At 47.2% G+C, this 12,866-nt stretch carries 14 protein-coding genes; 13 read left to right on the forward strand and 1 reads right to left on the reverse strand.

Annotated elements, in window-relative coordinates; translation table 11 throughout:
* The first annotated feature begins 189 nt into the window (after positions 1-189).
* The 13 genes from gspC (at position 190) to HUB64_RS11055 (ending at position 11,903) form a co-directional block, all read left to right on the forward strand.
* The gene (gspC, locus tag HUB64_RS10995) at positions 190-1,119 is read left to right on the forward strand and encodes a type II secretion system protein GspC (RefSeq protein WP_113941579.1); all 930 of its coding nucleotides are present in this window, start codon (positions 190-192) and stop codon (positions 1,117-1,119) included.
* A 24-nt stretch (positions 1,120-1,143) separates the two neighbouring features.
* The gene (gene gspD, locus HUB64_RS11000; protein WP_173497002.1) at positions 1,144-3,258 is read left to right on the forward strand and encodes a type II secretion system secretin GspD; all 2,115 of its coding nucleotides are present in this window, start codon (positions 1,144-1,146) and stop codon (positions 3,256-3,258) included.
* Complete coding sequence (gspE, locus tag HUB64_RS11005) at positions 3,251-4,816, forward strand: type II secretion system ATPase GspE (RefSeq protein ID WP_105250994.1); 1,566 nt, start codon at positions 3,251-3,253, stop codon at positions 4,814-4,816. The genes gspD and gspE overlap by 8 nt, the downstream gene beginning before the upstream one ends.
* A 3-nt stretch (positions 4,817-4,819) precedes the next feature.
* Positions 4,820-6,043: a type II secretion system inner membrane protein GspF gene (gene gspF / locus HUB64_RS11010; RefSeq protein ID WP_105250995.1), complete on the forward strand. Its 1,224-nt coding sequence runs from the start codon at positions 4,820-4,822 to the stop codon at positions 6,041-6,043.
* Positions 6,044-6,106: 63 nt separating this feature from the next.
* Entirely contained in the window at positions 6,107-6,541 is a 435-nt protein-coding gene (gene gspG, locus HUB64_RS11015) for a type II secretion system major pseudopilin GspG (protein ID WP_105250996.1), read from the forward strand.
* Position 6,542: 1 nt separating this feature from the next.
* On the forward strand, positions 6,543-7,118 hold the full coding sequence (gene gspH, locus HUB64_RS11020; protein WP_113941577.1) for a type II secretion system minor pseudopilin GspH: 576 nt from the start codon (positions 6,543-6,545) through the stop codon (positions 7,116-7,118).
* Entirely contained in the window at positions 7,105-7,473 is a 369-nt protein-coding gene (gene gspI, locus HUB64_RS11025; RefSeq protein ID WP_105250998.1) for a type II secretion system minor pseudopilin GspI, read from the forward strand. Before gspH ends, gspI begins: the two co-directional genes overlap by 14 nt.
* Positions 7,454-8,236: a type II secretion system minor pseudopilin GspJ gene (gspJ, locus tag HUB64_RS11030; RefSeq protein WP_173497003.1), complete on the forward strand. Its 783-nt coding sequence runs from the start codon at positions 7,454-7,456 to the stop codon at positions 8,234-8,236. The genes gspI and gspJ overlap by 20 nt, the downstream gene beginning before the upstream one ends.
* Entirely contained in the window at positions 8,233-9,231 is a 999-nt protein-coding gene (gspK, locus tag HUB64_RS11035) for a type II secretion system minor pseudopilin GspK (RefSeq protein WP_105251000.1), read from the forward strand. The genes gspJ and gspK overlap by 4 nt, the downstream gene beginning before the upstream one ends.
* Before the next feature lie 45 nt (positions 9,232-9,276).
* Positions 9,277-9,465: a hypothetical protein gene (locus HUB64_RS11040; RefSeq protein ID WP_173242455.1), complete on the forward strand. Its 189-nt coding sequence runs from the start codon at positions 9,277-9,279 to the stop codon at positions 9,463-9,465.
* A complete protein-coding gene (gspL, locus tag HUB64_RS11045) occupies positions 9,462-10,649 on the forward strand; it encodes a type II secretion system protein GspL (RefSeq protein ID WP_168826965.1) in 1,188 nt (395 codons plus the stop codon). The genes HUB64_RS11040 and gspL overlap by 4 nt, the downstream gene beginning before the upstream one ends.
* Before the next feature lies 1 nt (position 10,650).
* Positions 10,651-11,127 (forward strand): type II secretion system protein M, encoded by a 477-nt coding sequence (locus tag HUB64_RS11050; protein ID WP_105251002.1) that lies wholly within the window; start codon positions 10,651-10,653, stop codon positions 11,125-11,127.
* Positions 11,128-11,141: 14 nt separating this feature from the next.
* Complete coding sequence (locus HUB64_RS11055) at positions 11,142-11,903, forward strand: type II secretion system protein N (protein ID WP_173497004.1); 762 nt, start codon at positions 11,142-11,144, stop codon at positions 11,901-11,903.
* 141 nt (positions 11,904-12,044) lie between these two features.
* Here HUB64_RS11055 and yrfG read toward each other — a convergent pair whose 3' ends face one another.
* Complete coding sequence (gene yrfG, locus HUB64_RS11060) at positions 12,045-12,707, reverse strand: GMP/IMP nucleotidase (RefSeq protein WP_173497005.1); 663 nt, start codon at positions 12,705-12,707, stop codon at positions 12,045-12,047.
* Between the last annotated feature and the right edge of the window lie 159 nt (positions 12,708-12,866).

Genomic DNA, 12,866 nt, shown 5'->3' on the forward strand with positions numbered 1-12,866 from the left:
CTATTATGTTAAAGGGTGGCGTGCTTCACACCCTTTTATGGCGGGCAAAGTTAGCATAATTGGCCTATTTTCGCCAATTTGAATGCTGTTATGGGCTTGTTGCCAAATGCTGCCTAGGTTAGCATGAGACGGTAATCGCCTAATTATTATAATCAGAACAGAGACCTGTATCGAGGGTCCACATAAAATATGGATTTATTAGATAAAGTTATCGCAAAAGCCATTGGCATGCCCCATAAGCCCTTAAGCCGGATAGTCTTCTGGTTGGGTTTTATTGTGATCATGTTGTTAGCCGCGCAAATTACATGGAAATTAGTGCCTACTAGCTCATCACCCAGTGCTTGGTCACCAACGCCCGTTAACCTGACGGGTAAAAGTGCTGGGCAGGTTGATCTTGCGGGTTTACAGCAGCTTGGTCTCTTTGGTAAGGCAGATGCTAAATCTGAAAAGCCAAAAACTGAGGTTGTTGAGACTGTGACCGACGCGCCTAAGACCACGCTCTCTATTCAGCTCACTGGCGTTGTTGCATCGACAGCAGATCAGAAAGGCTTAGCGATCATTGAGTCAAACGGCAGCCAAGAGACCTACAGCTTAGGCGATAAAATTAAGGGCACTTCGGCATCACTGAAAGAAGTCTATGCCGACCGTATTATCATCACTAACGCTGGCCGTTACGAGACATTAATGCTCGATGGCTTAGTTTATACTAGCCAAAGCCCAGCCAATCAGCAGTTACAACAAGCTAAGACTAATAAGACTGGCTCGGCAGTGAGCCGTGTCGATCAACGTAAAAATGCCGAAATCTCCCAAGAACTCGCCGAATCCCGCACCGAATTGTTAGCCGACCCCAGTAAGATCACCGATTATATTGCCATTTCACCTGTCAGACAGGGTGACGCTGTGGCGGGATATCGCTTGAATCCAGGGAAAGACGCCAATTTGTTTAAGCAGGCGGGTTTTAAAGCTAACGATTTAGCCAAATCGATTAATGGATACGACTTGACCGTAATGAGTCAAGCGTTAGAAATGATGAGCCAATTACCCGAGTTAACCGAAGTTTCTATTATGGTTGAGCGGGAAGGACAATTGGTTGAAATCATGTTTAGTTTGCCGCAATAACACGCGTTAGAGGAAAGAAAAAGAATGAATAACAAAAGGATTCGACGCAAGCTGATTGCTGGGGTTGTTGCGGGTGCAGCCATGTTCTCCTCCCAATTCGCTTGGTCTGAACAGTATGCGGCCAACTTTAAAGGCACGGATATTCAAGAATTTATCAATATCGTTGGTAAAAACCTGAATAAGACCATCATAGTTGACCCGACAATTCGCGGCAAAATCAACGTTCGCAGTTATGATCTGTTGAACGATGAACAGTATTACCAGTTTTTCCTCAACGTCTTACAAGTTTACGGTTATGCCATCGTTGAGATGGAAAATAACGTTATTAAAGTCATTAAAGACAAAGATGCCAAAACCGCTGCAATTCGAGTCGCTAACGATAACGACCCCGGCCTTGGTGATGAAATGGTGACGCGTATTGTGGCCTTGTATAACACTGAGGCTAAGCAATTAGCGCCGTTATTGCGCCAACTTAATGATAATGCGGGTGGCGGCAACGTAGTGAACTACGACCCCTCCAATGTCTTGATGTTGTCTGGCCGTGCTGCTGTCGTGAACAAGTTAGTCGAAATTATCCGTCGAGTGGATAAGCAAGGCGATACCTCGGTGCAAGTGGTGCCGTTAGAATTTGCTTCTGCGGGTGAAATGGTACGAATTATTGATACGCTTTATCGTGCTACCGCTAACCAATCCCAATTGCCAGGCCAAGCACCAAAAGTGGTTGCTGACGAACGTATCAATGCCGTGGTCGTGAGCGGTGATGAGAAGAGTCGTCAACGTGTGGTCGAGCTTATCCATCGTCTCGATGCCGAACAAGCCAGTACAGGTAACACAAAAGTTCGTTATCTACGTTATGCCAAAGCAGAAGATTTAGTTGAAGTGCTGACCGGTTTTGCCCAAAAGTTGGAAGGCGAGAAAGATCCGAGCGCTCAGGCTGCAGGTGGTAAACGCCGTAATGAAATTAATATCATGGCGCATACTGAAACCAACGCCTTAGTGATCAGTGCTGAACCCGATCAGATGCGTACTATCGAGAGCGTGATTAATCAACTCGACATCCGCCGTGCTCAAGTGTTAGTTGAAGCGATTATCGTGGAAGTGGCAGAGGGCGATAACGTTGGCTTCGGGGTCCAATGGGCCGCGAAAGCGGGTGGAGGCACTCAGTTTAATAACTTAGGCCCAACCATAGGTGAGATTGGCGCGGGTGTATGGGCGGCTCAGGATAAAGAAGGTGAATTTGTCTGTCCAGGCGGATCTTTAGATAACTGTAAGAAAAACCCAGATACTAAAGGCGATGTTACTTTACTCGCCCAAGCCTTAGGCAAAGTGAACGGTATGGCTTGGGGCGTGGCCATGGGCGACTTTGGTGCCTTAATTCAAGCAGTGTCGAGTGACACTAACTCAAACGTACTGGCAACGCCTTCTATTACGACCTTAGATAACCAAGAAGCCTCGTTTATTGTGGGTGACGAAGTGCCTATTCTGACAGGTTCTACCGCCAGCTCGAGCAACAGCAACCCATTCCAAACCGTTGAGCGTAAAGAGGTTGGGGTTAAACTGAAAGTGGTGCCGCAGATCAACGAAGGCAGCTCTGTTAAGCTGACGATTGAACAGGAAGTTTCTGGGGTTAACGGTAATACAGGCGTGGATATTTCCTTCGCGACTCGTCGCTTAACCACTACCGTTATGGCGGATTCTGGTCAAATTGTGGTACTCGGTGGTTTGATCAACGAAGAAGTACAAGAAAGTATACAAAAAGTACCTTTCTTGGGTGATATCCCTATTCTAGGACATTTGTTTAAATCTTCTTCGAGCAAAAAAACGAAGAAAAACCTCATGATCTTCATCAAGCCAACAATCATACGTGATGGCATCACGATGGAAGGGATTGCTGGACGTAAATATAATTATTTCAGAGCATTACAGCTTGAACAGCAAGAGCGTGGCGTTAACTTAATGCCTGAGACTAAAGTGCCTGTACTAGATGAATGGAATCAGTCTGAGTATTTACCACCTGAAGTTAACGAGATTTTAGAGCGTTATAAAGAAGGTAAAGGTTTAGAGACCCAGATGCGTAAAACGGATCCAACGCTCAAAACGCTCGACGAAAACAAAAACAAAGATAAAACCAATGAGTGAAATTCAACTATCCCAAGTCGATGACCTCAGCCAAGTCTCTAATGAGCTAGGCCTTGAAGCTGAAGGTGATGAGGTATTTCGTTCGAGCAGTAAAGAGCGTTTACCTTTTGCCTTTGCACATCGCCACGATGTGGTGCTCGCGCTGGGTGAAACGGGCGAGTTAAGCTTGTTTTATACGAGTAAAACACCCTTAACGGCTATGCTCGAAGCACGGCGTTATTCGGGTGTTGATTTGCCTTTGGTTAAGCTCGAAGTGGCGAAGTTTGAGGCCAAACTCACTCAAGCATATCAGGCGAACTCGTCTGAAGCGCAGCAGTTGATGGAAGACATAGGCAACGAGATGGATCTATTCACCCTTGCCGAAGAGCTGCCGCAGACCGAAGACTTACTTGAAGGTGATGATGATGCGCCTATCATCAAACTGATTAATGCCTTGTTATCTGAAGCGATTAAAGAAGAAGCGTCGGATATCCATATCGAAACCTACGAGAAACAGCTCGTGGTGCGTTTCCGCATCGATGGTGTGCTCAAGGAAGTCCTCAAGCCAAACCGTAAACTGTCGTCGCTGTTAGTGTCGCGGATTAAGGTTATGGCTCGCCTCGATATCGCCGAAAAACGTGTGCCACAGGATGGCCGTATTTCGCTGCGAATCGCAGGTCGTGCGGTAGATGTGCGGGTATCGACCATGCCATCGAGCCACGGTGAACGTGTTGTACTGCGTCTGCTGGATAAAAATACTGGCAACCTCGATTTAGAACAATTGGGGATGACAGACAGTATTCGCGTTAAGTTTGAAGATCTTATTCGTCGTCCTCACGGGATCATTTTGGTGACTGGCCCTACGGGCTCGGGTAAAAGTACCACTTTGTATGCGGGTCTGACGGAGATCAACTCCAAAGACACCAACATACTCACAGTAGAAGACCCTATCGAATACGAGTTAGACGGTATTGGTCAGACCCAAGTAAACACTAAGGCCGATATGACCTTCGCTCGTGGTCTGCGCGCTATTTTGCGTCAAGACCCCGATGTCGTGATGATAGGCGAGATCCGCGACCTCGAAACCGCGCAAATTGCGGTGCAAGCGTCACTCACTGGCCACATGGTGATTTCAACCCTACATACCAACACAGCCTCTGGCGCGATTACACGTTTGCAAGACATGGGCGTAGAGCCTTTTCTCGTGTCTTCAAGTTTACTCGGCGTGTTGGCTCAACGTTTGATCCGAACCCTTTGTCCTAAATGTAAAATCGAGCATGTGCCCGATGCGCGTGAGCGTGAGTTGCTGGGCATAGCCGCCGATGACGACAGGCGTATTTTCCGTGCCAATGGTTGTAAATCCTGTGGTAACAATGGCTACCGTGGTCGAACCGGTATTCATGAGCTTTTACTGGTTGACGACAATGTGCGTGAATTGATCCATGGTGGCCGCGGTGAGTTAGCCATCGAAAAGTATATTCGTCAGTTTGTACCGAGTATTCGTCACGATGGCATGAGCAAAGTGCTTGCGGGCATCACCACTCTCGAAGAAGTGCTACGTGTGACTCGCGAGGAGTAATTTATGCCAGCATTTGAATATAAGGCACTGGATGCCAAGGGAAAGCAGCTTAAGGGCGTGATTGAGGCGGATACCGCCAGACACGCCCGCAGCCAACTGCGCGATCAGCGCATGATGCCCTTGGAAATACTGCCTGTTACTGAAAAAGAAGCCAAAGCTAAGAGCAGCAGTTTTTCGTTTTTCAAACGTGGCATTTCAGTTGCTGAATTAGCTTTGATCACCCGCCAAATTGCGACCTTAGTGGCCGCGGGTTTACCGATTGAAGAATCCCTTAAAGCCGTTGGTCAGCAGTGCGAGAAAGATCGTCTCGCGAGCATGATTATGGCGGTACGTTCTCGGGTGGTGGAAGGTTATAGTCTGGCCGATTCCTTGGCTGAATTTCCGCATATTTTCGATGATTTATACCGTGCCATGGTGGCCTCGGGTGAAAAGTCCGGTCACTTAGAAGTGGTGCTTAATCGTCTGGCGGATTATACCGAGCGACGCCAACAGCTTAAATCTAAGCTGACCCAAGCCATGATTTATCCCGCGGTTTTGACCACAGTGGCGATAGGGGTGATTTCAATCCTGCTAGCAGCGGTTGTGCCTAAAGTGGTCGGACAGTTTGAGCACATGGGCGCTGAGCTTCCCGCTTCGACCCGCTTCTTGATTTCTGCCTCTGACTTTGTGCAAAACTATGGTGTGTTTGTCGTTATCGCCCTCGTGCTGCTGTTCGCACTCTTTCGGCGCATGTTAAAGTCACCTGCGTTTCGGATGAAGTACGATAATTTTTTATTGAGCATGCCGGTTGTTGGCCGCGTGAGTAAGGGATTAAATACGGCGCGTTTTGCGCGGACGTTAAGTATCTTATCCGCAAGCTCTGTGCCTTTGCTCGATGGTATGCGTATCGCCAGTGAAGTGTTGCAGAATATGCGAGTGCGGGCCGCAGTTGACGATGCGACCGCACGCGTGCGGGAAGGAACTAGCTTAGGTGCAGCGTTGACTAATACTAAGTTGTTTCCGGCTATGATGTTATACATGATTGCGTCGGGCGAGAAGAGTGGTCAACTTGAGCAGATGTTAGAGCGGGCCGCCGATAACCAAGACAGGGAATTCGAAGGTAACGTCAACATAGCATTGGGTGTATTCGAGCCTATGCTGGTGGTCAGTATGGCGTGTGTTGTGCTCTTTATCGTGATGGCAATTTTGCAGCCAATTTTAGCCTTGAATAACTTGATTAGCGGTTAATTTTTGAATTTATGGATTATGACCAAGTCGATTGGCATAGGATTTTTTTAGGAGAAGTAGTCGATGCAAATGAACAAGAAACATCAAGGTTTTACCTTACTCGAAGTGATGGTTGTTATCGTGATTTTAGGGATTTTAGCCTCTATGGTTGTGCCTAACTTGATGGGTAACAAAGACAAGGCTGACCAACAAAAAGCCGTGTCTGACATAGTTGCACTCGAAAATGCCTTAGATATGTATAAGTTAGATAACGGTGTTTATCCATCGACCGAACAAGGCTTAGAAGCATTAGTGCAAAAGCCTACGATTTCGCCTGAGCCACGTAACTACCGTGAAGATGGTTATGTAAAACGTTTGCCAGAAGATCCATGGCGCAATAACTACCTGTTGTTAAGCCCTGGCGAAAACGGCAAGTTAGATATTTTCAGTGCAGGCCCCGATGGTCAACCAGGTACCGAAGATGACATCGGTAACTGGAATTTACAGAATTTCCAATAAGATGCTAAAGCTGCGTCACGCTGGTTTCACCTTAATGGAGGTGATGCTAGTGATTTTGTTGATGGGGCTCACGGCTGCGGCTGTGACTATGTCTATCGGCAATTCTGGGCCGCAACAGGCCTTAGATAGAACGGCGCGGCAGTTTATTGCGGCCACTGAAATGGTGCTTGATGAAACTGTTTTAAGTGGCCAGTTTATTGGTATTGTGATTGAGAAAACTAGTTATCAGTTTGTTTTTTATAAAGAAGGTAAGTGGGAGCCTTTGGATAAAGACAGACTCTTATCTGAAAAGCAAATGGAGCCAGGGGTTGTACTGAACTTAGTGCTCGATGGTTTACCTTTGGTACAAGAGGATGAGAAAGACGATTCTTGGTTTGAAGAACCGCTGATTGAACCCTCTGCCGATGATAAGAAGAAACACCCTGAGCCACAGGTCATGCTATTCCCGAGCGGTGAAATGAGCGCTTTTGAGCTGACGTTTATCGCTAAAACTAACAAAGGCCAGCAGGCCGAAACGTTAGTGGTCGGTGATGCGCTGGGCAGATTAACCATAGGGCGCCCCGATGAAACGCGTTAAGGGCATGACCCTACTCGAAGTGATTGTGGCCCTTGCCGTATTTTCGATTGCGGCCGTGTCTATCACTAAAAGTTTGGGCGAGCAGATGGCAAACATGCCGATTCTGGAATCGCGCACTTTAGCACAGTGGGTGGCTGATAATCAGATGGTCGATGCCAGACTTGATCCACAGTTTCCTGAAATCGGTAAAAAAGAAGGTCAAGTTGAGCTCGCAGGAAAGGATTGGTATTGGCGTAAAGAAGTGGTGAAAACGACGGACGATAATTTTCGTATGATCCGCATAAGTGTGAGTGAAGACGAACGCTATCAGCGTATTGCCGCACAAGTGAGCAGTTATGTCCTTAAAACTAACTAGTGCGCAGCGGGGATTCACCCTGCTGGAAATGCTGATCGCCATCGCGATTTTCGCCATGATAGGTTTGGCTTCTAATGCGGTACTCAGCACAGTGCTGACTAACGATGAAGTGACGCGCGCGTTTTCAACTCGGCTTAAAGCTCTACAGCAAGGTTTTGGTGCGATTGAGCGTGATCTCGCGCAAATGGTGGCGCGCACGCCAAGATTACTCGAAGGTGGTCGAGGTTCGACTGTCTTCCAAACGGGCAATGATATCTTAGATTCGGAATCAGAAGCCTTAGTGTTTTACCGTTTAGGCTGGTTAAATCCCGACGGTTTATTACCGCGAGGCAGCTTACAGTCTGTGGCGTATGTGGTGCATGAAGGGCGGCTGGAACGTTGGTATTTTCCTTATCCTGAGCCTGAGTTTGGCGCCGAGCCGATTAAGACAGTGATTATCGACAAAGTGCTGTCGGTGGAATATTCCTTCTTTATGGAAGACAAGTGGGAGCGCAAAGTTGAGGCGACTAAGTTGCCTAAAGCGATCGCCATGGAGATTGAGATTGAAGGTTTAGGCAAGATCCAACGTAAGTTCTTGTTGCCGCTGGGTGCTGTTGCACCAGAAAAGTCTAAGGATGACGATAATAAAGACGAAAATCAGGACGATACGAACAAAGATAAAGACAAAGATGGTGATGGCGTCGATGATGGCTCGGGGAACGATCCAGGTGACGGTTCTGGTGATCCAGGTGATGGTGACCCTGAAGATGAGGGCCGCGAATGAGAACCCAATCTCGGTCTAAACAGCGCGGTGTCGCACTGATAGTTGTGCTCTTGATTGTGGCCATGGTGGTGATCATCGCAACAAATATCACAGGCCGTAATCAGTTATCCATGCGTCGAACGTTGAACTTGGCCCAGTACGATCAAGCCTATTGGTACGCGATTTCTGCCGAAGAACTGGCGAAGAAGATTTTAAAACAAGATTTAGACGACTCGGAAGGTCGAGTCCACAGGCAACAATATTGGGCCATGGCCGATGTTGTGTTTCCGGCGGAATACGGTGAAATTGCTGGCAAGATCACTGATATGCGCGCCTGTTTTAACTTAAATGCCTTGTCTGTGACCACGAAAGAGGTGGAAAACAGTCAACCTAAGCTGCCGTTGGCGGCGAAGCAATATAAGGCCTTGTTGGTGAGTTTAGGGATGGACGACTTTAGTGCGGACCGTCTGACCCAGACCTTAAAAGATTATATCGACGAAGACACCACTGCTAGCCCTTATGGTGCCGAAGATGCGGAATACGAAGCGCGAAATGTGCCTTACCGTGCGGCCAATACGCTGATGAATCATCGCAGTGAATTACGGGCAGTGATGGGATACACCCAAGATATCTATTTGAAACTCTTGCCCTATGTATGCGTTATCCCTGGCAATGACAGGCAATTACTGAATGTGAATACCTTGGAAGTCGAGCAAGCGGCACTGTTAGCTGGCATGCTTGAAAATCAGATTTCGGTAGGCGAAGCAGAAAGTATCATCAACCAACGCCCCGGCGATGGCTTTGCCAAGATAGATGATTTTTATGAAAGCTCATCCATGGGATCGATCAAGTGGGAAGGTGCCATGAAGTCGAGCTTTGTCATCGATAGCCAATATTTTTTATTGGCCTCGGGGGCGAAGGTTGATAACGCCGTATTTAGAATGGAAAGTGTGCTCAAAAAGAGCGGCGGCAATAAAATGGAAGTGCTCACCCGTCAGTTTGGTGGCCAAAAATAATGGCAGTGCTCACCCGTCAGGGTTTGATGTTGGTGGACAAAAATAATGGCAGTGCTCACCCGTCAGGGTTTGATGTTGGTGGGCAAAAATAATGGCAGTGCTCACCCGTCAGGGTTTGATGTTGGTGGCCAAAAAATAATGGAAGTGCTCACCCGGCAGAATCTGGTGGACAAAAATAATAGCAACGAGCTCAGTCACGCTTTCTTGACTGGGACTGGTGGAGAAAAACTGTGAGTGAACGGCTATTTATTCGCTTAGGCAGAACAGCAGAGCAAGCGTGCTCTTGGCTCGTTTGGTCGGAGCAAGAACAGGAAATTATCGCCTCTGGCGAGCTCGCCAATGCTCAAGGTTTGTCGACCTTAACCGAGCGTGCGGGCAATCGTCCCGTCGATGTGTTAGTGCCCGCAGCGGCAATGACGCTCACTAGCGTGCATTTGCCAGAAAAAGGTCAACGCCAAGCCTTGAAAGCCTTGCCTTTTATGCTCGAAGAAGCCTTAGCCGATGATGTCGATGCCATGCATTTTACTGTTGGTCCACGTGACGGTGACGCCTTAAGTGTGGTCGCTGTGGCCCATGAGCAAATGCAGACTTGGCTGAGTTGTTTGACTGAAGCGGGTTTAAAAGTGAAGCGCATTGTGCCTGATTGTTTAGCCTTGCCATTGCAAGAGTGCCAATGGGCGGCAATGAATTTTGGCAATGAGCTATTGCTGCGTACCGGATTAGCTTCGGGCCAGAGCTTACCTCTGCCTTGGTTGCCAATTGCGTTAGAACAACTTAAGCCTGCACAGGGCGAAGTCTCTGTCGCCAGTTATACCGAGATGCAACTCGAGGGTGTCGAGCTTAAGCCGCAGTCACTTGAGCTACCTATGTTAGTGTTGGCCCGCGGTATTTTGCATGCGCCAGTGAACTTACTGAGCGGCGTTTACACGCCGAAGCGTGAATACAGCAAACAGTTGATGATGTGGAAAAGTGCGGCCATCGTTATTGCCATCGCTTGTGTGCTGGCCTTAGTGAATAAAGGGCTGACTATACATCAAGTCAATGGTCAGGTTGCCGATCTTAAAGCCCAGAGTGAATCCATTTATCAGCAAGTGATCCCGGGAAATTCGCGCATTGTTAACCTACGTTCGCAGATGGAAAGTCAATTACGTGCATTGCAGGGACAGGGCAGTGGTGCCGAGTTTTTTGCCATGCTCGATGGTTTACAGGATGCCTTTAAGCAAGTGCCTGAACTTAAACCTAATAGCTTAAGATTCGAAAGCGCGCGTAACGAGATCCGCATGCAAGTGAGTGCGAAAAATTACGCGCAGATCGAGAAGTTTAAAGAGATTGTCGGTCGTCGTTTTCAACTCGATGGCGGCACTATGAATAGCGGTGAAGAGCAAGTCACCAGTACCTTAACCTTGAGGAGCAAATAAGATGGATAATTTGCGGACTTGGTGGCAAGGGCTCGCATCGCGCGAGCAGCAGTTAGTAGGCTTTTGCTCGGTATTTTTAGTCATTGGTATTTTTTATTGGGGTGTTTGGACGCCGATAGCCAATGCTGAAGCCGATGCATTACGTAACCTCAATGCACAGCAACAGACGTTGAACTATGTAAAACAAACGGCGAATAAAATAGCGAGTCTTAAGCAGAACGGTGCTAAGCCAACTACGTCGGGCAGTTTAAGCTCAGTGGTTAACCAAACTGCGGGCAATTATGGGTTAGTGATTACTCGCATGCAGCCCCAAGGCGATAAGATCCAAGTGTGGATGGACGATGTTCCTTTTGATGCCTTGTTAGGTTATTTGAGTGAGTTAGTACAGAAGAAAGGACTTTCACTCGAAAGTGTTGATTTGGCTGAGGCTGATGTACCTGGCTATGTCAAAGTGAGACGTATCCAATTAGCGCAATAAATTAAGGTGTAGCTGTGAGTTTGATAAAAAAAGTCATCATAGGCGTACTGATTTATTTAATATTTTTAGTCGTTCTATTCCCCGCTAAGATTGCGATAGCGTTAGCCCCATTGCCCGCGAATATCAGTGTTTCGGGTGTGAGTGGCAGTATTTGGTCTGGCAGCATAGAAACCTTAAGTATGCCGCAGCGTCAGGTAGAGCAAGTGCGTTGGGATCTGAGTCCTTGGGCGCTATTTTTAGGTAAAGTGAAAGTTGATTTTCAAGTGGGCAGCCGCGCAACACCTGTCAGTGCTAAGGGATTAATTTCTTGGTCTATGGGAGGCTTAAGTGCGCAGGGGCTACGTTTCGAAGCGCCGGATAGTTTTTTACTCGGCAATGCAAAACTGCCCTTTAGAACCGAAATTACCGGTGAAGTCAGTTTGTTGGTTGAGACGTTAGAGCAAGGTAAGCCTTGGTGTGAACAGTTGTCTGGTAAGCTGTTTTTGAATCAAACCAATGTTAAGAATCAGTTTGGTAACTATCCTCTAGGTAATATTGAACTCGGACTGAGTTGTGTCGAAGGCAAAGCGCAATTGGCCACAGATGAAACCAAGAACCAGCTTGGTATTGTTGGTACCTTACAGTTAGATGAAGGCAATATGGTGAAGGTTGAGGCTAAGATTAAAGAAACGGCAGAGCAACCAGAAGATATGCGTGAGTCGCTGAATATTTTAGGTAAGCGTGGTGCGGATGGTTATTTCCCTGTGGTATATCAGGGGCGGATCCCTGGGTTATAGCGCTGTTTTAGATGAGCACTTAAACTTAATGTGAGTGCTCAGATGTGAAGGCCGTAATGCGAGAGTTGTGATTAAACGTTCGATCCTAAAACACGCTATGAATAGAAACGAAGGCACCTAAGGTGCCTTTTTTATAGCCTTTTATCGCGTTAGATCAGTCAGTAGTGAGTGATAGTCGGTAATCGCGGGGAAATCGTGAAAGACTTTGATTGGTTTTTTACTGTCAGGGTTAGCAATTCCTAATTGATGACCCACACCGGCAAGTTTTGCGGCCTTGAGTATGGGTTCGCTATCGTCGATAAAGAGACAGCGACTTGGTTCAAGGTTGAATTGCTTAAACAAGGTCAGCCAAAATTGTGGGTGTTCCTTAGGGTAACCTGTCTCGTGGCTAGAAATCATGTCATCGAGCCCTGCTGCCAGCTCGGTATGTTCAAGCTTTAGGGCAAGACTCTTGGGATGCGCATTGGTCACTAAGATGCGCCGTTTACCTGCAGAGGCCAAGGCCGCTAAAAATGGCATGCTGTCTTGGCGCAGTTGAATACGATCCACTAAAGTGCGGTGCAAGCCCATAATGTCGAGCTGCAGTTGCTCCTGCCAATAATCGAGACAGTACCAATCGAGCGTGCCTACGACTTTCTCATAGGCGTTCACAACTAATTGCTGCGCTTCGTTGTGGCTCAAACCTTGTTGTCGACTCAATTCCTGCGGTACTAAATTCAGCCAAAAATGATTGTCGAAGTGCAAATCCAATAGGGTGCCATCCATATCGAGCAGAACCGTATCGATAGTCTTCCAGTTAAACATGGGTATTTCCTATTTTTGCAAAACTGAATCACGCTTAGCATTGATTGTTGCACTGCGTAATACTCAGTGATGACGATGATTCGAGTCACTTGTATGCTTAAATCTTTGTGCTAGTCTTGGATGATTAATTATTTTTAGTCTGAAAATTAAGCGGTTGGA

It is taken from the genome of Shewanella sp. ISTPL2 (assembly GCF_013283205.1).
In the GTDB taxonomy this organism is placed as follows: Bacteria; Pseudomonadota; Gammaproteobacteria; order Enterobacterales; family Shewanellaceae; genus Shewanella; species Shewanella oncorhynchi.

Coding starts and splice junctions, on each gene's coding strand:
- gspJ (WP_173497003.1), top strand. CDS start 7,454: ATGTCCTTAAAACTAACTAGTGCGCAGCGGGGATTCACCCTGCTGGAA.
- HUB64_RS11040 (WP_173242455.1), top strand. CDS start 9,277: ATGGCAGTGCTCACCCGTCAGGGTTTGATGTTGGTGGGCAAAAATAAT.
- yrfG (WP_173497005.1), bottom strand. CDS start 12,707: ATGTTTAACTGGAAGACTATCGATACGGTTCTGCTCGATATGGATGGC.
- gspH (WP_113941577.1), top strand. CDS start 6,543: ATGCTAAAGCTGCGTCACGCTGGTTTCACCTTAATGGAGGTGATGCTA.
- gspD (WP_173497002.1), top strand. CDS start 1,144: ATGAATAACAAAAGGATTCGACGCAAGCTGATTGCTGGGGTTGTTGCG.
- gspF (WP_105250995.1), top strand. CDS start 4,820: ATGCCAGCATTTGAATATAAGGCACTGGATGCCAAGGGAAAGCAGCTT.
- gspC (WP_113941579.1), top strand. CDS start 190: ATGGATTTATTAGATAAAGTTATCGCAAAAGCCATTGGCATGCCCCAT.
- gspI (WP_105250998.1), top strand. CDS start 7,105: ATGAAACGCGTTAAGGGCATGACCCTACTCGAAGTGATTGTGGCCCTT.
- gspK (WP_105251000.1), top strand. CDS start 8,233: ATGAGAACCCAATCTCGGTCTAAACAGCGCGGTGTCGCACTGATAGTT.
- gspG (WP_105250996.1), top strand. CDS start 6,107: ATGCAAATGAACAAGAAACATCAAGGTTTTACCTTACTCGAAGTGATG.
- gspE (WP_105250994.1), top strand. CDS start 3,251: ATGAGTGAAATTCAACTATCCCAAGTCGATGACCTCAGCCAAGTCTCT.
- HUB64_RS11050 (WP_105251002.1), top strand. CDS start 10,651: ATGGATAATTTGCGGACTTGGTGGCAAGGGCTCGCATCGCGCGAGCAG.